Annotated in this window: 16 protein-coding genes and 1 pseudogene; 9 read left to right on the top strand and 8 right to left on the bottom strand. The window is 72.2% G+C overall.

What is annotated here, in order from left to right; translation table 11 throughout:
• Positions 1–50 precede the first annotated feature (50 nt).
• Positions 51–686, top strand: coding sequence for a glutathione S-transferase N-terminal domain-containing protein (locus QA634_RS11800; RefSeq protein ID WP_012332197.1), 636 nt, complete (start codon positions 51–53; stop codon positions 684–686).
• Here the strand turns inward: QA634_RS11800 and ruvC are convergent.
• Positions 574–1,227: a crossover junction endodeoxyribonuclease RuvC gene (gene ruvC / locus QA634_RS11795; protein ID WP_012332196.1), complete on the bottom strand. Its 654-nt coding sequence runs from the start codon at positions 1,225–1,227 to the stop codon at positions 574–576. The two genes, QA634_RS11800 and ruvC, sit on opposite strands and share 113 nt — an antisense overlap.
• Positions 1,228–1,404: 177 nt before the next feature.
• Here ruvC and QA634_RS11790 point away from each other — a divergent pair, with 177 nt between their 5' ends.
• On the top strand, positions 1,405–2,148 hold the full coding sequence (locus QA634_RS11790; RefSeq protein ID WP_012332195.1) for a TSUP family transporter: 744 nt from the start codon (positions 1,405–1,407) through the stop codon (positions 2,146–2,148).
• 89 nt (positions 2,149–2,237) lie between these two features.
• Here the strand turns inward: QA634_RS11790 and QA634_RS11785 are convergent, their stop codons facing one another.
• The 3 genes and pseudogenes from QA634_RS11785 to QA634_RS11775 form a co-directional block, all read right to left on the bottom strand.
• Positions 2,238–2,498 carry a hypothetical protein gene (locus QA634_RS11785; protein WP_012332194.1) on the bottom strand — a complete coding sequence of 87 codons (261 nt, stop codon included), beginning with the start codon at positions 2,496–2,498 and terminating at the stop codon, positions 2,238–2,240.
• A gap of 9 nt (positions 2,499–2,507) precedes the next feature.
• Positions 2,508–4,862: pseudogene (locus QA634_RS11780) on the bottom strand (Orn/Lys/Arg family decarboxylase).
• 311 nt (positions 4,863–5,173) lie between these two features.
• On the bottom strand, positions 5,174–8,659 hold the full coding sequence (locus QA634_RS11775; RefSeq protein ID WP_012332193.1) for an indolepyruvate ferredoxin oxidoreductase family protein: 3,486 nt from the start codon (positions 8,657–8,659) through the stop codon (positions 5,174–5,176).
• 228 nt (positions 8,660–8,887) lie between these two features.
• On the opposite strand from QA634_RS11775, the gene QA634_RS11770 reads away from it, so the two are divergent.
• Positions 8,888–9,919, top strand: a complete 1,032-nt coding sequence (locus tag QA634_RS11770) for a cysteine synthase A (protein ID WP_012332192.1) — start codon at positions 8,888–8,890, stop codon at positions 9,917–9,919.
• Positions 9,920–9,955: 36 nt separating this feature from the next.
• Here the strand turns inward: QA634_RS11770 and QA634_RS11765 are convergent, their stop codons facing one another.
• From QA634_RS11765 to QA634_RS11750, 4 genes are all read right to left on the bottom strand, one after another.
• Positions 9,956–10,591, bottom strand: a complete 636-nt coding sequence (locus QA634_RS11765) for an ATP-dependent Clp protease proteolytic subunit (protein ID WP_012332191.1) — start codon at positions 10,589–10,591, stop codon at positions 9,956–9,958.
• 158 nt (positions 10,592–10,749) lie between these two features.
• Positions 10,750–11,178 carry an SRPBCC family protein gene (locus QA634_RS11760; RefSeq protein ID WP_012332190.1) on the bottom strand — a complete coding sequence of 143 codons (429 nt, stop codon included), beginning with the start codon at positions 11,176–11,178 and terminating at the stop codon, positions 10,750–10,752.
• Positions 11,178–11,489: an ArsR/SmtB family transcription factor gene (locus tag QA634_RS11755; protein WP_012332189.1), complete on the bottom strand. Its 312-nt coding sequence runs from the start codon at positions 11,487–11,489 to the stop codon at positions 11,178–11,180. The genes QA634_RS11760 and QA634_RS11755 overlap by 1 nt, the downstream gene beginning before the upstream one ends.
• Positions 11,490–12,111: 622 nt before the next feature.
• Positions 12,112–13,809: an AMP-binding protein gene (locus tag QA634_RS11750; RefSeq protein ID WP_012332188.1), complete on the bottom strand. Its 1,698-nt coding sequence runs from the start codon at positions 13,807–13,809 to the stop codon at positions 12,112–12,114.
• A 106-nt stretch (positions 13,810–13,915) separates the two neighbouring features.
• On the opposite strand from QA634_RS11750, the gene QA634_RS11745 reads away from it, so the two are divergent.
• The 6 genes from QA634_RS11745 to QA634_RS11720 all read left to right on the top strand — a co-directional run bounded on the left by QA634_RS11745 (position 13,916) and on the right by QA634_RS11720 (position 20,529).
• Positions 13,916–15,088 (top strand): isovaleryl-CoA dehydrogenase, encoded by a 1,173-nt coding sequence (locus tag QA634_RS11745; RefSeq protein ID WP_012332187.1) that lies wholly within the window; start codon positions 13,916–13,918, stop codon positions 15,086–15,088.
• A gap of 4 nt (positions 15,089–15,092) precedes the next feature.
• The gene (locus tag QA634_RS11740) at positions 15,093–16,700 is read left to right on the top strand and encodes a carboxyl transferase domain-containing protein (protein WP_012332186.1); all 1,608 of its coding nucleotides are present in this window, start codon (positions 15,093–15,095) and stop codon (positions 16,698–16,700) included.
• Between the two features lie 148 nt (positions 16,701–16,848).
• Entirely contained in the window at positions 16,849–18,837 is a 1,989-nt protein-coding gene (locus QA634_RS11735; RefSeq protein WP_012332185.1) for an acetyl-CoA carboxylase biotin carboxylase subunit, read from the top strand.
• Positions 18,834–19,343, top strand: a complete 510-nt coding sequence (locus QA634_RS11730) for a MaoC family dehydratase (RefSeq protein ID WP_012332184.1) — start codon at positions 18,834–18,836, stop codon at positions 19,341–19,343. The genes QA634_RS11735 and QA634_RS11730 overlap by 4 nt, the downstream gene beginning before the upstream one ends.
• Complete coding sequence (locus tag QA634_RS11725) at positions 19,343–20,212, top strand: HpcH/HpaI aldolase/citrate lyase family protein (RefSeq protein ID WP_012332183.1); 870 nt, start codon at positions 19,343–19,345, stop codon at positions 20,210–20,212. The genes QA634_RS11730 and QA634_RS11725 overlap by 1 nt, the downstream gene beginning before the upstream one ends.
• Positions 20,209–20,529 carry a UPF0175 family protein gene (locus QA634_RS11720; RefSeq protein WP_265576588.1) on the top strand — a complete coding sequence of 107 codons (321 nt, stop codon included), beginning with the start codon at positions 20,209–20,211 and terminating at the stop codon, positions 20,527–20,529. The genes QA634_RS11725 and QA634_RS11720 overlap by 4 nt, the downstream gene beginning before the upstream one ends.

Below are 20,529 nucleotides of genomic sequence, written 5' to 3'. Positions count from 1 at the left end.
CCGGGAGGCGGCGCCCTACACTGGAGGCACCGAAGCTGCGCGAGGCCGCGATGATCCACCTCTACACCTGGACCACGCCGAACGGGCGCAAACCCCCGATCCTGCTGGAGGAACTCGGGCTGCCCTACACGGTGCATCCGGTCGATATCGGCAAGGACGAGCAGTTCGCGCCGGACTTCCTGCGCATCTCGCCCAACAACAAGATCCCGGCGCTCGTCGTGGACGACGCGCCCGAGGGGCCGCTCACGATCTTCGAGAGCGGCGCGATCCTGACCTACCTCGCCGAGACGTCGGGGCGCTTCCTGGCGCCGTCCGGGGCGGCGCGGTTCAAGGCGCTCGAATGGCTGCACTGGCAGGTCGGCGGCCTCGGGCCGATGCTGGGCCAGCTCGGCTACTTCGCCGTGCGCGCGCCCGAGAAGGCCCCGCTCGCCATCGGGCGCTTCACCGACGAGGCCGACCGCCTGCTCGGCGTGATGGAGCGGCGCCTCGCCGAGGTGCCCTACCTCGCGGGCGAGGATTACTCGATCGCCGACATCGCCTGCTATCCCTGGATGGTGGCGGCGACGACCTTCCTCAAGGAGCCGCTCGGCCGGAGCCTGGAGGGCAAGCCGGCCCTGCACCGCTGGCTCGCCGCACTCGGCGCGCGCCCGGCGGTGCGCAAGGGGATGCAGGTGCTCGCGCGCTAGGCGCCGGGGCCGGCACGGCCCGCGCGCGCGGGGCCGCCGCATCCCGCTCGCGGGCCCGCGCGGCCCGGTGCTGCGCGTGCGTGATGGCGATGGCGAGGGCGTCGGCGGCGTCCGCGGTGGCGGGATCCGCCTTCGGCAGCAGGAAGCGCACCATGGCGGCGACCTGCCCCTTCTCCGCGTGGCCGACCCCCACGACGGTCTTCTTGACGAGGTTGGCGGCGTATTCCGCCACCGGCAGGCCGGCCAGGGCCGGCACCAGCAGGGCGACGGCCCGGGCATGGCCGAGCTTCAGCGTCGCCTGCGCGTCCTTGTTGACGAACGTCTCCTCGACCGCGACCTCGTCGGGACGCTGGGCCGCTACCACGCGCACGAGCCCGTCATGCAGGTCGCGCAGGCGCAGCGCCAGCGCGTCGTCCCCGTCCGAGGTGAGCACGCCGCAGGCCTCGAAGGCGAGCCGGGTCCCCGTCACGGTGATCAGGCCCCAGCCCGTGCGCCGCAGGCCCGGATCGATGCCGAGGATGCGGACCGGTGTCGTTGCCATGCGGACCCTTTCGCGGCGCGAGCGGCGGGCGGCCAGCATCGCCCGAAAGCCGCCGCGACGCCAGGAGGTGGGGGCTTTAGCCGGGTCGGCCCCTCACCGCCATAGGCGATGCGCCTTGACGGAGCGTGACCGGCGGGCCACCGCTGCGGCGATGGCCCTCCCCTCCTTCGTGCCGGCATGCCGGCCCTGATCCCCGACGCGGCGACGCTCGCGACCCTCCTCGCCGCCGCCCTGGCCGGGGGGCTGGTGCGCGGCTTCACGGGCTTCGGCTTCGCGATGGTGTTCGTGCCGGTCGCGGCGGCCGCCATCGGCCCGGCCGCCGCCGTGGGGCTGATCTGGCTGGTGGACGCGCCCTTCGCCCTGTGGCTCGGCGGGCTCTCGGCGCGGCGGGCGGTATGGCGGGAGGTGCTGCCGCTCCTCGCCGGCGCCAGCGCGCTGCTGCCGGCGGGGGTCTGGCTGCTGACGCGCCTCGATCCGGCCCTCGCGCGCTGGCTCGCCGCGGGGGCGATCCTGGCGGCGCTCGCCGCCCTGATGACCGGCTGGCGCTATCGCGGCCGGCCCTCCCTCGCCCTCTCGGTCGCGGTCGGCGGCGCCTCGGGCCTCGCGAGCGGCTTCGCGGCGCTCGGCGGGATGCCGCTCGCGGTGTTCTGGCTCGCCAGCCAGACGGCGGATGCCGCCCAGGTGCGTCACAACCTGATGGCCTATTTCGGCCTCTCGACCCTGGTCTCGGGGGTGGTCTTCGCTGGCGGCGGCGTGCTCACGGCCGAGCGCGCCGCCCTCGCGCTGCCGCTCCTCATCCCCTACGGGCTCGGGCTCCTGGCCGGGAGCCGGGGCTTCCGCGCCGCCTCGGACCGGATGTTCCGGCGCATCGCCTACGCGGTGATCCTGGCCGCCGTCTGCCTCGCGCTGCCGCTCCGCTGAGCGGACCCGCTCCAGGGCAAGACCTCAGCGAAGCGCGACGACGCTCCTCGAGGCCGAGCACGGGTCGTGCAGGGTCTGCGGCCCGAACCTCACCTGCCCGAGAGGGCGGTCGCGGACCTGATCCTCCCCGTCGAAGCATCGTTCGAGCCCGGTGCGGCCGCCGCGCAGCACGACCACCCCGTGAAGGTCCAGACGCGCTTCTCCGCCACGGCGCGGTCGAGGCGCGCCGCGAGATCGCCGTCGCCCGGCGCCGATGAAAGCGGATCGGCCGCCATGGCGGACCGCGCGGGCCGGAGGGACGAGAGGGCCGCCGCCGGGGCGGCGGCCGGAAAGCGGCGACGGCGGATCATGCGCCGGCCCTACCTCTCGGCAGGATCCTCGCGCAGGACGTAGGTGTAGAACCGGATCCGCCCATCCGGCTCCACCTGCCGGTAGACGCTCTGGATCTCGGCCTCGAAGCCCGGGAACAGGTTCGCGGAGGCCTCGAACTTGGCGAAGTAGTCGAGCATCGGCTTGGCCCGCCCGTCGAGCCGCTCGCCCGGCAGCAGGGTCGCGATGCCCGGCGGGTAGACCAGCATCAGGGTGGTGGCGATGCGGCCGGCCGCCTCCGCGATCGGCACGAAATCGACCTTGTTGCGGGTCAGCATCTGGGCGGCGGCCTTGGGCGGCAGCACCATCTCGGGGATGTGGTCGGCGGTGAATTGCAGGCGCTGGAGCGCGGCGGTGTTCGCCTCGCGGTGGAAGGCGTGGAACTCGGCGCAGAGGTCGCGCAGGCGCACCCCGCGGTAGCGCTGCGGCCGGCGCCGCACGAAATCGGGCATGGCCTCCTCCAGCGGCGCGTTGTCGTCGTGCAGGCGCTTGAAGGCGACGAGGCCCGAGATCAGGGTGCCGGCCTTCGACGATTCGACGCCCGGCGTCAGCAGGAAGAGCAGCGAGTTCAGGTCGTTCTTCTCGGCCACGATCCGGTTCTCGCGCAGGTACTGCGCGACGATCGGGGCCGGCACGCCGTGATCGGCGTAGGTTCCGCTCGTCCGGTCGAAGCCCGGGGTGAGCACCGTGAGCTTGTTCGGATCGGTGATGGCGTAGCCCGGCGCCACTTTGGTGAAGCCGTGCCAGCGCGCCCCGGGGCTGAGCTCCCAGTAGCGCGGCTCGCTGGCCAGGAGGTCGGTGGGGAGGCTCTCCCAGGGCACCTCGGCGCCCTCCGGGCCGCGCACCATGTCGGGCACGAAGGGATCGAAGAACCAGCGCCGGGCCGGATCGGCCTCGTTCTCCTCGAATTCCCGCCGGATCGCCCGCACCTTCTTGCGCCACTCGATGCCGAGCCGGATCGTGTCGTCCCACAGGATCATGCCGGAGCGGCCCTTCATCATCTGGGCGCCGACATCCAGGGAGGCGAAGAGCGGGTAGAAGGGCGAGGTCGAGGCGTGGACCAGGAAGCTCTCGTTGAGGCGCCGGTGCTCGACGCGCCGCTCCTGGCCGCGGATATGCCCGTCCTTGGTGTGGATCTGCGAGGCTTGGCTGAAGCTCGCGAGCTGCTTGTGGGTCGATTGGGTGGCGATGATGCCGGGGGAATCCGGGCCGAGCCCGTCCAGCCCCATGGCGAAGCGGCCCGCATAGAGCGGGTGGAACTTCATGAACCCGGCCCAGGCCTCGTCGAACAGGATGTAGTCGCAGAGGGGGCCGATCCTCGCCAGGATCTCGCGCGCGTCGTAGATCGTGCCGTCATAGGTGCATTGCTCGATCACCGCGGCACGGAACGGGCGCTCCCGGCGCTACGCCTCCTTGTCCCGGACGAGCGGGTTGCGGCGGATCTTGTCGCGGATCGCCGCCTCGTCGAGGGCGGCATGGTCGATCGGGCCGATCAGCCCGTAGGCGTTGCGGTCGGTCTCCAGGAAGATCGGGATGCCGCCGCCGAGGAGCAGCGCCCCGTGATGCGCGGCCTTGTGGTTGTTGCGATCGAACAGGACGAGGTCGTCCTCGGCGACGAGGGCCGAGAGCACGATCTTGTTCGAGGCCGAGGTGCCGTTGAGGACGAAGTAGGTCTTCTCCGCCCCGAAGATCTGGGCCGCCTCCTTCTGCGCCTTGAGCGCCGGCCCCTCGTGGGTGAGCAGGTCGCCGAGATCGAGCACCGAATTGTCGAGGTCGTTGCGGAAGATCGCCTCGCCGAGGTGCTCGACGAAGATGCGGCCGATCGGCGAGCGGTTGTAGAAGATGCCGCCATTGTGGCCCGGGCAGGTCCAGAGCTGGTTGCCCTTCTCGGCATAGTCGACGAGGGCGCCGAAGAACGGCGTCTTCAGCGTCTCGGCATACTGGGTGACGCGCGAGACCAGGCCGCGGGCGATGAATTCCGGCGTCTCCTCGGCGAGGAAGATGTAGCCGTCGATGAAGTCGAGGAGTTCGACCGGGATGTCCTCCAGGCGCTTGCGGCGGACCATGATGACGATCGGCATCTCGAGGCCGCGCCGGCGCATCATGTCGATCAGCGCCGCCGCCTTGCCGTCGAGGCCGCGCTTGCCCCAATCGACCACGAGGCAGCCGACCGCCGCGTCGGTCTGGACCGCGATGGCCGCGTCCTCGACCCGGCGGGCGCGGACCACCTCGAAGCCCCGCTGCTCGACCGCCGCCACGATCTGGTCGACGCGCGCGCCTTCGAGATCGCCCGGATCGAAGGCGGGCGTGCACATCAGCACGGTGAAGCGGCGGTGGAAATCCATGGGCCGAGGGCTCCGGAGGAAGGGCGGCCAGAGCTTTCGGGCGCGCGCGTGACGGTCGGATGACGGGAGTCGGGCCCGTCGCGCGGCGCCGCTCGCGGGCGGCCCTCACGCCGCAGCCCTGTCGGGCTCAGAGGCTGAACAGGACGCGTTCGTTCCCGTCGTGCAGGGCGTGCGACGCTGCCGTCCGGCAATCCATCCGCACAGGTGTGCCGCACAGGTGTGGCATCCACACCTGTGCGGTGTCATAGTCTGTGCTTCACGACAACGCCAAGTCAGGCCGGCACGTCGGACATTGAGAGAGCGTCACCCGCTCACTCCGCCGCCGTCGCGAGCGGCACCTCGGGCGCCCGGAACCGCGCCAGCAGCGCCGCCTCCTCCTCCCGGGCCTTGGCGAGGTTCTTCGCCTTGACCGGCCCGAAGCCGCGGATGCTCTGGGGCAGGTTGGCGAGGCCGACCGCGACCGCGTGGTTCGCCGGCGTCAGGCCGCGCAGGATCTCGGCGATCAGGGTTTCGAACGCGGTGACCAGCCGCCGCTCCTCGCGGCGCTCGCGCGTGTAGCCGAACGGGTCGAGGGGCGTGCCGCGCAGGCGCCGCATCCGGGCGAGCACCCGGAAGGCCCGCATCATCCAGGGGCCGAAGCTCATCTTGCGCGGCCGGCCGGTGCGCGGGTCGGTGCGGGCGAGGAGCGGCGGCGCGAGGTGGAACTCGTAGCGCAGGGACTCGCCCTCGAAGGCGCTCCGCACCTGCGCCTCGAAATGGCCGTCCGTGTAGAGGCGGGCGACCTCGTACTCGTCCTTGTAGGCCATCAGCTTGAACAGCGAGCGGGCCACCGCCTCGGAGAGCGGGGTGCCGCCCGGATGCACCGCGGCCTCGCGCTCGCGCACGGACGCCACGGTGCGGGCGTAGCGCCGGGCGTAAGCGCGGCTCTGATAGGCGGTCAGGAAGGCGACGCGCCGGGCGATCAGCGTGTCGAGGTCGTCCGGGAGATCCGCCTCCGGGGCGGTCGCGAGCGCGGCGAGGGCGGCCGGGTCCGCGGCCGCCCGCCGCCCCCAGGCGAAGGCCGCGAGGTTCATCGGCACCGCCTCGCGGTTGAGCTCGATCGCCCGCAATATCGCCTCACGCGACAGCGGGATGCGCCCGCGCTGCCACGCGTAGCCGAGCATGAACATGTTGGCGGCGAGCGCGTTGCCGAGCGCCGCGAGCGCCAGCCCGGTCGCGTCGGTGAGGTCCGCGTGGCTCGGCCCGGCCTTGTCGCGGATCACCCGCTTGATGCGCTCGGCCGGGAGCGAGAAATCGGGCTTGCGGGTGAAGTCGCCCGGCATGATCTCGGCCGTGTTGACCACCACGTGGGTGCGCCCGGGCCGCACCGCCGCCAGCACCTTGCGGGTGCCGGTCACCACGAGGTCGCAGCCGAGGATCAGGTCGGCGGCCCCCGCCGTCACCCGGATCGCGTGGATGTCGTCCTGGTGGCGCGCGAGGCGGACGTGGCTGAACACCGCCCCGCCCTTCTGGGCGAGGCCCGCCATGTCGATCATGCCGAGGCCCTTGCCCTCCAGATGGGCCGCCATGCCGAGGATCGCCCCCACCGTCACCACCCCGGTCCCGCCGACGCCCGTGACGATGATGTTGTAGGTGCCGTCGATCGCGGGCAGCGCCGGCTCGGGCAGGTCCGCGTCCGGCGATCCCGCCAGGGCCACCGGCGGGCCGCTGCGCGGCTTCGCCCCGTGCACGGTCACGAAGGACGGGCAGAAGCCGTTGAGGCAGGAGAAATCCTTGTTGCAGCTCGACTGGTCGATGCGGCGCTTGCGGCCGAACTCGGTCTCCAGCGGCTGCACCGCCACGCAGTTCGACTGCACCGAGCAGTCGCCGCAGCCCTCGCAGACGAGGTCGTTGATGATCACCCGCTTGTCGGGATCGGGGAACCGGCCGCGCTTGCGCCGCCGCCGCTTCTCGGAGGCGCAGGTCTGGTCGTAGATCAGCACCGACACGCCCGGCACCGTCGCGAGGTCGCGCTGCACCGCGTCGAGGTCGTCCCGGTGATGGATGGTCAGGCCGTCCGGCCAGCGCATCCCGGCCGGGTACTTGTCCGGCTCATCGGTCACCAGGGCGATGCGCCCGACGCCCTCCGCCCGCACCTGCGCGGCGATCCTGTCCACGGTGAGCCCGCCCTCGTGGGGCTGGCCGCCGGTCATGGCGACCGCGTCGTTGAACAGGATCTTGTAGGTCATGGTGGTGCCGGTATCGACGGCCCAGCGCAGGGCCAGCGACCCGGAATGGTTGTAGGTGCCGTCGCCGAGATTCTGGAAGACGTGGCGGCGCGTCGAGAAGGCGGATTCGCCGATCCAGTTGGCGCCCTCCCCGCCCATCTGGGTGAAGCCGTCGGTGGCGCGGTCCATCCACTGGACCATGTAGTGGCAGCCGATCCCCGCATAGGCGCGCGCGCCCTCCGGCACCCGGGTCGAGGTGTTGTGCGGGCAGCCGGCGCAGAAATGCGGCGTGCGGGTCGCCACGTCGGTGGTCGCGGCCAGCACTTCCTGGGCCTGGCGCAGGCTCGCGACCCGGGCCGCGAGCGCGTCGTTGCGGTGGTAGCGCAGCAGGCGCTCGCCGAGCGCGACCGCGATGTCGTTCGGATCGAGCGCGCCCTTCACGGGGAACAGCCAGCGTCCCTGCTCGTCCTTCTTGCCGACGCAGATCGGCTGGTTGGCGGTGCCGTAGAGCTCCTCGCGGACCTGCACCTCGATCAGGGAGCGCTTCTCCTCGACCACCATGATCAGGTCGAGCCCGTCCGCGAAGGCGAGGAGTTCGCGCTGCGACAGCGGCCAGGGGCAGGCGACCTTGTAGAGGCGAAGCCCCATGTCGTTCGCCGCGACCTCGTCGAGGCCGAGATCGTCGAGGGCTTGGCGCACGTCGAGGTAGGACTTGCCCACCGTGATCACGCCGAGCTTCGGCCGGCGCCCGCCCGACAGGACGATGCGGTTGAGGTTGTTGGCCCGCACGAAGGCCAGCATCGCGTCGCGCTTGAAGTCCTGGAGCCGGGCCTCCTGGTCGAGGATCCCGTCCGGCGTGCGGATGTTGAGGCCGCCCGGCGGCATCAGGAAATCGTCCGGGAGCACGATCTTCACCCGGTCGAGGCGCGCATCGACGCTGGCGGTCGATTCGATGTTCTCCTTCACGCACTTGAAGGCGATCCAGGCGCCGCAATAGCGGCTCATGGCGTAGCCGTAGAGGCCGTAATCGAGGATCTCCTGCACCCCGGCCGGGTTCAGGATCGGCATCATCACGTCGACGAAGTGGAATTCGGACTGGTGGGCGACCGTGGAGGATTCCGCCGTGTGGTCGTCGCCCATCAGCGCCAGCACGCCGCCGTGGCGCGAGGTGCCGGCCATGTTGGCGTGGCGGAAGACGTCGCCCGAGCGGTCGACCCCGGGCCCCTTGCCGTACCAGAGGCCGAAGACGCCGTCGTAGCGCCCCTCGCCCCGCATCTCCGCCTGCTGCGCGCCCCAGATGGCGGTGGCGGCGAGTTCCTCGTTGAGGCCGGGCTGGAAGACGATGTTCGCCTTCTCCAGGACGGGGCGCGCCTTGAACAGGTTCTGGTCGAGCCCGGCGATCGGCGAGCCCCGGTAGCCCGACACGAACCCCGCGGTGTTCAGTCCGGCGGCCCGGTCCCGGGCCTGCTGCATCAGCAGCATCCGGATCACCGCCTGGGTGCCGGTGACGAAAACCTGCTCGCGGGAGAGGTCGTACTTGTCGTCGAGGCTGACGGGTCGAAGGGACGCGACCGCCGAGTGGCTGCCCATCGGGAAACCTCCAGAACTCTCCCCGCAGGCGTCGGCGGTCCGGTTCGGCCGGGCCTGCCTCATCACCCGATTATGTCAGCAATGCTGACATTCTTTGGTACGGGGGTCAATGCGCATCGCGCCGGCGTCCCGCGGGAAGACGCGGTGCGGCCGGCGCCTTGCCGCCCGGCGCGATTGCCGGCATCAGACGGAACCGTCCCTGCCCGCGAGCCCGCCGCGAGACCCGCCATGCCGCCCAAACCCGACGTCCTGGCCGCCATCGGCGCCACGCCGCTGATCCACCTGCGCCGCGCCTCGGCGGAGACCGGCTGCACGATCCTGGGCAAGGCCGAGTTCATGAATCCCGGCCAGTCGGTGAAGGACCGGGCGGCCCTGTTCATGGTGGAGGCGGCCGAGCGCGCCGGCCTGATCCGGCCGGGGGGGACGATCGTCGAGGGCACGGCGGGCAATACCGGCATCGGGCTCGCCATGGTGGGCAATGCCCGCGGCTACCGCACCGTGATCGTGATCCCGGAGACGCAATCGATCGAGAAGAAGGACGCGCTGCGGCTCGCGGGCGCGACGCTGGTGGAGGTGCCGGCGGTGCCCTTCGCCAACCCGAACAACTACGTGAAAGTGGCCGGCCGCCTCGCCGCGCGCCTGAGCGCCACCGAGCCGGCGGGGGCCTTCTTCGCCGACCAGTTCGACAACACGGCCAACCGCGCCGCCCACGCGGCGATGACCGGCCCGGAGATCTGGGAGGCGACGGACGGGCGGGTCGACGGCTTCATCTGCGCGGCGGGCACCGGCGGCACGCTGGCGGGCACCGCCGAGGCGCTGCGCGCCCGCAACCCCGCCGTGCGGATCGGACTCGCCGACCCGCAGGGCTCGGCGCTCTACCGCCACTACGCGACCGGGACCCTCAAGGCCGAGGGCACCTCGATCACCGAGGGCATCGGCCAGGGCCGCGTCACCGGCAACCTCCAGGGCTTCGTGCCGGACGTCGCCTACGAGATCCCGGACGCGGAGGCGCTGCCGATCGTGTTCGGCCTCCTGGCCGAGGAGGGTCTGTGCCTGGGCGGCTCGTCGGGGATCAACGTGGCGGGGGCGATCCGGCTGGCGCGGGACCTCGGCCCCGGCCACACGATCGTGACGATCCTGTGCGATTCCGGCACCCGCTACGCCTCGAAGCTGTTCAACCCGGCCTTCCTGACCGAGCGCGGCTTGCCGGTGCCGGCCTGGCTCGCCGCGCCGCGGCGGCTCGATCCGGGGCTGGTGTGAGCGGGGCGGCCGGCGCGCGGCGCCGCGCCGCCGACGTCACCTCCCGGACGGATCCGCGGCGATCTCGGGGCGCCCCGTGAGCACGCCGTCGATCAGCCCGAAGGCGCGGGCCGCCTCCGGGTCGAGGAAGGTGTCGCGCTCCAGCGCCCGCTCCACCGTGGCGTAATCCTGGCCCGTGTGCCGCGCGTAGATCTCGGTCATGCGCCGCTTGATGGCCTCGGTCTCGCGGGCATGGATCATGATGTCCGTCGCCTGGCCCTGGAACCCGCCGATCGGCTGATGGACCATGATGCGGGCATTCGCCGTGGCGAAGCGCTGGCCGGGAGCCCCGGCGGCGAGCAGCAGGGAGCCCATCGAGGCCGCTTGCCCGACGCAGAGCGTCGAGACGGGGCAACGGATGAACTGCATCGTGTCGTAGATCGCCAAGCCCGACGTGACCACGCCGCCCGGCGAATTGATGTAGAGGGAAATCTCCTTCTTGGGATTCTCGGCCTCCAGGAACAGCAGCTGCGCCACCGTCAGCGATGCCGTCTGATCGTCGACCGCGCCGGTGAAGAAGACGATGCGCTCGCGCAGCAGCCGCGAGTAGATGTCGAAGGCACGTTCGCCGCGGCTCGATTGCTCGACAACCATCGGCACGAGGCTGGCGTAGCGGGTGACAAGGTCTGGCACGTCTCTCTCCGGCAGGAAGGCGCGACGCGTCGGTCCGGCGCGACGGCGCCGGCGAGCGAGCCGGGCGGGCAATGTGGGGAAGATTGATCGGTCTTCGGCCGATCGCCGCGCGATCAGGTTGCCGGGACGGCGTCCGAACCGATCGCGGCGAGCCCGCTTCAGGCGGCGCGGCGGAGGAGCCGCGGCGCCGTCCGGGCCCGCGGGCGGGCCGCCGGCCGCATCAGGGCGAGCGGGCGGGCGGGGGCGGCCCGGCGGGCGGCGACGGGCCGGTGCACGACGCGCAGATGCGTCCCGCCATCCGGCCCGGGCGTGAGATCGAAGGTCACGACCGAGTCGCCGAAGGCGTCGCGCCAGCGGTAGGAGAGCCGCTCGTGCGGCACCGCCTCCAGCATCTCGCAGGCGACCGGGCCGCCCTCGGCGGCCGGCAGGTCGAGCCGCAGCGCGTCGCCAGCGGCCGGCGAAACCGGCCCCAGCCACTCGGCCACGATCTCCGGCACGGTGAGCGCGCGCCAGACCAGGGCCGGCGCCGCCGCGATGTCGCAGGACGCGACCACCTGCGGCGCGGCCTCGTCGGGAGTGGCATCCATCAATCCATCCTCGCGATGACGTCCTTGAGCCGCTCCAGGCGCTCGGGCCAGAACGCGCGGTAGCGGTCGATCCACTCCACCAGCGGCGTCAGGGCCGCCGGATCGGCCCGGTAGTAGGAGAAGCGTCCCTCCCGCCGCTCGCGCACGAGGCCGGCGCCCTTGAGCGCCGCGAGGTGCTGCGAGATGGCGGGCTGGGAAATGGTGAACCCGGCCTTCAGGTCGGACACCGTCATCTCGGCGGCCGAGAGCCGCTCGAACAGGGCCCGACGCGTCGGGTCGGCGAGCAGACGGAAGAGATCTGCGTCGGTCATGGGCAACGTATAAGTGGCGGCTTATGAGAAGGCAAGCGGGTTCCCGGCACCCGCGGGCATCCTCCCGTCGGGGTGGGGCGCCGGGCGGCGTCTTCGCATGAGACGTCGACGCGCGGTCGAGTCCCGGCGCGCCCGTCTGTTGCCGGCCGCCCAGGATGCTCGCGCATCGGGTCGTCGACCATCTCGGATGGTCGGCACCAGGCCAAAGGCTTGGCGAGACGGCTTGGCGAGACGGCTTGACGAGACGGCTTGGCGACGATCCGAGAACGGAACCAGCGCTCAGGAGACATGACCGCTGGTATGATCCGGGATCCGGTTGATCCAACCGGATCCCGGATCGGACGCTTTCCGGAAGATCGCTTCCGGAAAGCGTCCGACAAGCCCGCGCGGCGCGTGAGCGAAGCCGAAATCCGCATTGCGAAGCAATCCGTCGGATTTCGTATGACTTGGCGCCGCCTTGGCGCATCGATCATGAAACCGCACGGGCGTGGATCGCCGGACGGCCGCATCGCACGCCCCGTACGCTGCGAACGAACCAGTCCCGTCCAGCCTCCGAAGGCCGCGAAGGCTTCGGACGGATGCGAGATTTCGCCCGGAATCTCGCGTCGCGCCTCGACCCTGCCTACGCCGTCCGCTCCACCGCGAGCCCGAGCCGCTCGATCATCGCCTCGCGCATCAGGTATTTCTGCATCTTGCCGGTCACGGTCATCGGGAACGCGTCCACGAACTCCACGTAGCGCGGGATCTTCTGGTGGGCGATCTGGCCCCCGCAATGGGCGCGCAGCTCCTCGGCGGTCAGCGTCGCGCCGGGCCGCAGCTTCACCCAGGCGCAGAGCTCTTCCCCGTAGCGGGGATCCGGCACGCCGAAGACCTGGACTTCCTGGATCGCCGGGTGGCGGTAGAGGAATTCCTCCACCTCGCGCGGGTAGACGTTCTCGCCGCCGCGGATCACGAGGTCCTTGATGCGGCCGACGATGTTGCAGAAGCCCTGGTCATCGAGGGTCGCGAGATCGCCCGTGTGCATCCAGCCGGCGGCGTCGCGCACCTCGGCGGTCTTCTCGGGGTCGTCCCAGTAGCCCCGCATCACGCTGTAGCCGCGGGTGCAGAGTTCGCCCGGCGTGCCGCGGGGCACGATCCGGCCCTCGGCATCGACGATCTTCACCTCCGTGTGCGGGTGGATGCGGCCCACCGTCGAGACCCGGCGCTCCAGCGGGTCGTCGACCGCGCTCTGGAAGCTCACCGGGCTGGTCTCGGTCATGCCGTAGCAGATCGTGAGCTCCCGCAGATGCATCCGGTCGACGGCGCGCTGCATCACGGCGATCGGGCAGGGCGAGCCCGCCATGATGCCGGTGCGCAGGCTCGACAGGTCGAAGCGCGCGAATTCCAGATGGTCGAGCTGGGCCAGGAACATCGTCGGCACCCCGTAGAGGGCGGTGCAGCGCTCGGCCTCCACGGCGCGCAGGGTCGCGAGCGGGTCGAACCCCTCCCCCGGATAGACCATGGCGGCCCCCGAGGTGACCGCGGCGAGGTTGCCCATCACCATGCCGAAGCAATGGTAGAGCGGCACCGGGATGCAGATCCGGTCCTCCGGCCCGAGCCGCATCGCCCGCCCGACGAAGGAGCCGTTGTTGAGGATGTTGTGGTGGCTCAGCGTCACCCCCTTGGGGCTGCCGGTGGTGCCGCTGGTGAACTGGATGTTGACCGGGTCGTCGAATTGCAGCGCCGCCCGGTTCGCCGCGACGCGCGCCCGCTCCGCCGCGCCGGCCCGCTCGGCCACCGCCTCGAAGGCCAGCGTTCCGGGCAGGGAGTTGCCGCCGATCTCGATCACCACGCGCAATTGCGGCAGGCGCGCCGCCCGCAACCTGCCCGGCTCCGCCTCGCGCAATTCGGGCGCGAGCGTCGTCAGCATGCCGAGATAGTCGCTGGTCTTGAAGGCGCGCGCGGTGACGAGCGCCTTGCAGCCGACCTTGTTCAGCGCGAATTCGAGCTCCGCCAGCCGGTAGGCCGGGTTGACGGTGACCAGGATCAGCCCCGCCTTGGCGGCCGCGAACTGGGTCAGCGCCCATTCGGCGTTGTTGAGCGACCAGATCCCGATGCGGTCGCCGCGCTCCAGCCCGAGGGCGAGCAGCCCGGCCGCGAAAGCCTCGGCCCGCGCGTTCAGCTCGGCCCAGCTCCAGCGCAGGCCGGCGGCCGGGGCGATCAGGGCCGCGCGATCCGGCCAGCGCGCGGCCGCCTCCCGCAGCGCCTCGCCGATGGTGAGGCCGAGGAGCGGGACGTCGCTGGCGCCGTGGACGTAGCTCGGCTGCGGCGGCTGGGTCATGAGTCCCTCCGGGTCCGGCGCGGCGACTCCCGCGCCGCTGCCGCGAAACCACCTTGCTTTAAAAACGATCGTTCGTATAGATAGCCGAAACGATCGGAGGACGCCCATGATCCCGAACGCCGCGCGCGAGTTCAATTTCGCCCTGGGCGAGACGGCCGACGCGATCCGGGACAGCGTGCGCGCCTTCGCGCAGGACAGGATCGCGCCGCGCGCCGAGGAGATCGACCGCACCAACACCTTCCCGCGCGACCTCTGGCCCGAGATGGGCGCGCTCGGCCTGCACGGGATCACGGTCGAGGAGGAGTATGGCGGCCTCGGCCTCGGCTACCTGGAGCATTGCGTGGCCATGGAGGAGGTGTCGCGCGCCTCCGCCTCGGTCGGCCTGTCCTACGGCGCGCACTCGAACCTCTGCGTCAACCAGATCCGGCGCAACGGCTCGGCGGCGCAGAAGCGCAAGTACCTGCCCACGCTGATCTCGGGCGAGCATGTCGGGGCGCTCGCCATGTCGGAGCCGGGTTCCGGCTCGGACGTGGTCTCGATGCGCACCCGGGCCGAGAAGCGCGGCGACCGCTACGTCCTCACCGGCTCCAAGATGTGGATCACCAACGGCCCGGTGGCCGAGACGCTGGTGGTCTACGCCAAGACCGACCCGCAGGCCGGGCCGCGCGGCATCACCGCCTTCCTGGTTGAGAAGGGCATGAAGGGCTTCACCACCGCCCAGAAGCTCGACAAGCTCGGCATGCGCGGCTCGGACACCTGCGAACTCGTCTTCGAGGAGTGCGAGGTGCCCGAGGAGAACGTCCTCGGCGAGGTCGGGCGCGGGGTCAACGTGCTGATGTCGGGCCTCGACTACGAGCGCGCCGTGCTGGCGGCGGGGCCGCTCGGCATCATGCAGGCCTGCCTGGACGTCGCCCTGCCCTATGTGCACGAGCGCAAGCAGTTCGGCCAGCCGATCGGCGAGTTCCAGCTCGTCCAGGGCAAGCTCGCCGACATGTACGTGTCGACGAATGCCGCCAAGGCCTACGTCTACGCGGTGGCCAAGGCCTGCGACCGCGGCGAGACCACCCGGGAGGACGCGGCCGGCGCGATCCTCTACGCGGCCGAGCGGGCGACGCAATGCGCCCTCGACGCGATCCAGCTTCTCGGCGGCAACGGCTACATCAACGATTACCCGACCGGGCGGCTCCTGCGCGACGCCAAGCTCTACGAGATCGGCGCGGGCACGAGCGAGATCCGCCGCATGCTGATCGGCCGCGAGCTCTTCACGAAGACGGCCTGACGCCATGCCGGCCCTCGCCCCCCGCGCCGACCTCGCCTCCCCGGAGGCCGCCCGCAACCGCGAGGCCTGGGCCGAGCTGCGCGCCACCCTGAAGGCGCGCCGCGCCGAGGCCGCGGCGGGGGGCCCGCCCCGGGCCCGCGAGCGCCACCTCGCCCGCGGCAAGCTCCTGCCCCGCGACCGGGTGCTGCGGCTCCTCGATCCGGGCTCGCCCTTCCTGGAGATCGGCCAGCTCGCCGCCTTCGGCCTCTACGACGACGCGATCCACGCCGCGGGCGTGATCGCCGGCATCGGCCGGGTGGCCGGCCGCGAGGTGATGATCGTCTGCAACGACGCGACCATCAAGGGCGGCACCTACTTCCCCGTCACCGTGAAGAAGCACCTGCGGGCGCAGGAGATCGCGGCGCAGAACCGCCTGCCCTGCCTCTACCTCGTCGATTCCGGCGGCGCCAACCTGCCCCAGCAGACCGAGGTCTTCCCTGACCGCGAGCATTTCGGCCGGATCTTCTACAACCAGTCGCAGATGTCGGCGGCGGGCATCCCGCAGATCGCCTGCGTGATGGGCTCCTGCACGGCGGGCGGGGCCTACGTGCCGGCGATGTCCGACGAGAGCGTGATCGTGCGCCGGCAGGGCACGATCTTCCTGGGCGGCCCGCCGCTGGTGCGGGCCGCGACCGGCGAGGTGGTCTCGGCGGAGGATCTCGGCGGGGCGGAGGTGCATGCCCGGCTGTCGGGCGTCGCCGACCACTACGCCACCGACGACGCGCACGCGCTCGCGATCCTGCGCCGGATCGTCGGCACGCTGAACAGCGTCAAGCGGCCCGGGCTCGACATCGCGGAGCCCCGGGAGCCGCTGCATCCGGCGGACGATCTCGACGCGGTCGTGCCGGTCGACCTGCGCAAGCAGTACGACGCGCGCGAGCTGATCGCCCGCCTCGTCGACGGCTCGGACTTCGACGAGTTCAAGCGGCTCTACGCCACCACGCTGGTGACGGGCTTCGCCCGGATCTGGGGCATGCCGGTCGGGATCCTGGCCAATAACGGCATCCTGTTCTCGGAGAGCGCGCTCAAGGGCGCCCACTTCATCGAGCTGTGCTGCCAGCGCCGGGTGCCGCTGCTGTTCCTGCAGAACATCTCCGGGTTCATGGTCGGGCGCGAGGTCGAGGCGGGCGGCATCGCCAAGAACGGCGCCAAGCTCGTCACCGCGGTGGCGACGGCGGCGGTGCCCAAGCTCACCGTGCTGGTCGGCGGCTCCTACGGGGCGGGCAATTACGGCATGTGCGGGCGCGCCTACGGCCCGCGCTTCCTGTTCGCGTGGCCGAATTCGCGCATCTCGGTGATGGGCGCCGAGCAGGCCGCCAGCGTGCTCGCCACGGTGCGCCGCGACAACATCGAGGCGGCGGGCGGCGCCTGGAGCGGCGAGGAGGAGGAGGGCTTCAAGGCCCCGATCCGCGCGCAGTTCGAGGCGGAGGGCTCGCCCTACTACGCGACCGCGCGGCTCTGGGACGACGGGATCATCCTGCCGGAGGAGACCCGGCGGGTGCTGGGCCTCGCGCTCTCGGCCTGCCTCAACGCGCCGGTCGAGGAGACGCGGTTCGGGCTGTTCCGGATGTGAGGGCGACGCGTCCGCGTCGAACAGGTGAGGCGATGCCTATGGGTCGAAGGACCGGCCGCGGGAGCCCGTCTCCCCTCTCCCACTCCCAGCCGGGAGGAGGGCGCCGCGCGCTCGCCCGGGCGGCGGGACGGCCCCGGAGGAGGCCCGCATGACAGGGCTCCGCTCCGTCCTGATCGCCAACCGGGGCGAGATCGCCTGCCGGATCATCCGCACCGCGCGGCGCCTCGGCCTGCGCACCGTCGCGGTCTACTCGGAGGCCGACCGCGCCGCCCAGCACGTCGCCCTCGCGGACGAGGCCCATCCGATCGGCCCGGCGCCGGCCGCGGAATCCTATCTCCGGATCGACCGCCTCCTCGACGCGGCGCGGCGGGCGGGGGCGGATTGCATCCATCCGGGCTACGGGTTCCTCTCCGAGCGGCCGGATTTCGCCGAGGCCTGCGCGCAGGCGGGAATCGTCTTCGTCGGCCCGCCGGCCGCGGCGATCCGGGCCATGGGCCTCAAGGACGCCGCCAAGGCGCTGGTGGCCAGGGCCGGGGTGCCGGTGGTGCCCGGCTATCACGGCCCGCGCCAGGAGCCCGACTTCCTCGCCGCGCAGGCCGCCGCGATCGGCTATCCGGTGCTGATCAAGGCGGTGGCGGGCGGCGGCGGCAAGGGCATGCGCCGGGTCGAGGCCCCGGAGGCGTTTTCGGCCGCCCTCGAAGGGGCGCAGCGCGAGGCGCTCGGCGCCTTCGGCGACCCGCGCGTGCTCGTCGAGAAATACGTGCTGAGCCCGCGCCACGTGGAGATCCAGGTCTTCTGCGACGCCCACGGCAACGCCCTGCACCTGTTCGAGCGCGACTGCTCGCTCCAGCGCCGCCACCAGAAGGTGATCGAGGAGGCCCCCGCCCCCGGCATGCCGCCCGAGATGCGCGCCGCGATGGGGCGGGCGGCGGTCGAGGCGGCCCGCGCGGTCGGCTATGTCGGCGCCGGCACCGTCGAGTTCATCGCCGACGGGCGCGAGGGACTGCGGCCGGACGGGTTCTGGTTCATGGAGATGAACACGAGGCTGCAGGTCGAGCATCCGGTGACGGAGGCGATCACCGGGCTCGACCTGGTGGAGTGGCAGTTCCGCGTCGCGGCGGGCGAGCCCCTGCCGCTCGGCCAGGACGACCTCGCCATCGACGGCCACGCGGTCGAGGCGCGGCTCTACGCGGAGGATCCGGCCGGAGGCTTCCTGCCCTCGACCGGGCGGCTGCGCGCCCTCGCCCTGCCCTCCGGCGAGGGCCTGCGCGTCGATGCCGGCGTGCGCGAGGGCGACACCGTCTCGCCCTTCTACGATCCGATGATCGCCAAGGTGATCGCCCACGGGGCGACCCGCGGCGAGGCGCTCGACCGGCTGGCCGCGGCCCTCGACCGCACCCTGGTGGCCGGCCCGAAGACCAACGTCGCCTTCCTGAGGGCGCTCGCCCTCGCCCCGGATTTCCGGGCCGGGCGCTTCGACACGGGCTTCATCGACCGCCACCTCGACGCGCTGACCGGGCGCGGCGCCGGGATCGATCCCGGGGCGATCCGGCAGGGCGTCGCCGCCCTCCTCGCGCGCGAGCGGATCGCGCCCGCTTCCCCGCCCTCCCCCTGGGACCTCGCGGACGGATTCCAGCTCGGCGCCGGCCGGCGCCAGGCCTTCCCGATCCTGGTCGAGGGCGAGGCGCACGAGGTCGTGCTGGCCTGGCCGGAGGGCGGCGGCGCGCTGACCATCGAGGTGGGCGGCGAGGCGCGGGCGCAGGACCGGGCGCACGTCGTCCCGGGCGAGCGCGGCGTGCTCGTGGTGGCGGGCGGGCGGCAGGTGGCGCTCGCCCCGCCCGACCCGTTCGACGTCGATCTCGACCATATCGGCGAGGGCGGCAGCGTGAAGGCGCCGATGCACGGCCGCCTCGTCGCGCTCTTCGTCGCCCCCGGCGACCGGGTCACCCGCGGCCAGCGCCTCGCCATCGTCGAGGCGATGAAGATGGAGCACGCCCTCACCGCCCCGTCCGACGGCGAGGTGACCGAGGTGACGGCGCAGGCCGGCGCCCAGGTCGCCGAGGGCGCGCGCCTCATCGGCATCCGCCCGGACGCCGACGGGGAGACGAATGCCGCCGGCCCGGAGGAACCCGCATGACGCCGCCCCTTCCCGTCTCGACCCATCCGCGCGGCGGCCTCTACTTCGAGGATTTCGAGGTCGGCCGGGTGCTGCACCATCGCCTCACCCGCACGGTGACGCAGATGGACAACATGCTGTTCTCCACCATGACCCTGAACCCGCAGCCGCTCCACATCGACGCGCATTTCTGCGCCACCGAGACCGAGTGGGGCCGCCCGCTGATGAACTCGCTCTTCACCCTCGGGCTGATGATCGGGATCTCGGTCAACGACACCACGCTCGGCACCACGATCGGCAATCTCGGCATGACCGACGTGCGCTTCCCCGCCCCGCTCTTCGAGGGCGACACGATCCGGGTCGAGACCGAGGTGGCGGGCAAGCGCGAATCCCGCTCGCGGCCCGATGCCGGCCTCGTCGAGTTCGTCCACCGGGCCTACAAGCAGGACGGAACCCTGGTGGCCGAGTGCCGCCGCCAGGCCTTCATGCGCCGCCGCCCGGCGGCTTCGGAGGCGGAGACCGCCTGATGCGCTCGCTCCTGTTCGTGCCGGGGGATTCGCCCCGCAAGCTCGACAAGGGCCTGGAATCCGGGGCCGACGCGCTGATCCTCGACCTGGAGGATTCGGTCGCCCTCGACGCCAAGCCGGCGGCCCGGGCGGCGACCGCGGGCTTCCTCGCCCGGGCGCGCGGGCGGGGAGGCCCGCGCCTCTACGTGCGGGTCAACGCCCTCGACACCGGTCTCACCGAAGACGACCTCGCGGCGGTGATGCCGGCGGGGCCGGACGGGATCGTGCTGCCGAAGGCGGCGGGCGGGCCGGACGTGGCGGCGCTCGGGGCGCGGCTCGCCGTCCACGAGGCGCGGGCGGGCCTGCCCGACGGCGCCACCCGCATCCTGCCGATCGCCACCGAGACCGCCCGGGCGGTCTTCGCGCTCGGCAGCCTCGCGGGGTCGAGTCCGCGCCTCGTCGGGGTGACCTGGGGGGCGGAGGACCTCTCCGCCGATCTCGGCGCCGAGACGAACCGCGACGAGACCGGCTGGAGCGGCCCGTTCCGGCTCGCCCGCCACCTCGCGCTGCTCGCCGCCGCCGCCGCGGAGGTCGACGCGATCGACACGATCAACGCCGCCTTCCGCGACCTCGACGGCCTCGCGCGGGAATGCGCCGAGGCGCGCCGGGACGGGTTCGTCGGCAAGATGGCGATCCACCCGGCCCAGGTGCCGGTGATCAACGCCGCCTTCACGCCGAGCCCGGAGGCGATCGCGCGGGCCCGTGCGGTGGTCGCGGCCTTCGCGCAGGCGCCCGGGACCGGCGTGGTCGGGATCGAGGGCCAGATGCTCGACCGGCCGCACCTGCGGCGGGCGGAGCGGCTGCTGGCGCGCCACGGCGGCTTTCCGTGACCGGCGACCTGTGCGAAGGTCTTCCCCGTCTCCGCCATGAACGAATGCGCGCCGTGAACGTAACCGTCCCCATCCCGGACGATCTGGCGAAGCGTCTCGCCTCGAACGGAGAGGATCTGTCCCGGCGAGCGCTCGAGGCCTTCGCCGTCGAGGAGTACCGATCGGGCCGGGTGACCGAGCCGGAATTGCGTCGGCTGCTCGGCTTCGGCACTCGGGCGGCCCTGGATGGCTTCCTCAAGGCTCGTGGGATCTTCACGGAACTCGGTCTCGCCGATCTCGATCGCGATCGGTCGGACCTCGCCAAGCTCGGCTTGTGA

The organism is Methylobacterium sp. CB376, from assembly GCF_029714205.1.
GTDB lineage: Bacteria > Pseudomonadota > Alphaproteobacteria > Rhizobiales > Beijerinckiaceae > Methylobacterium.
Note: the sequence above shows the minus strand (reverse complement) of the source record. Positions and strands in the feature narration are given on the sequence as shown.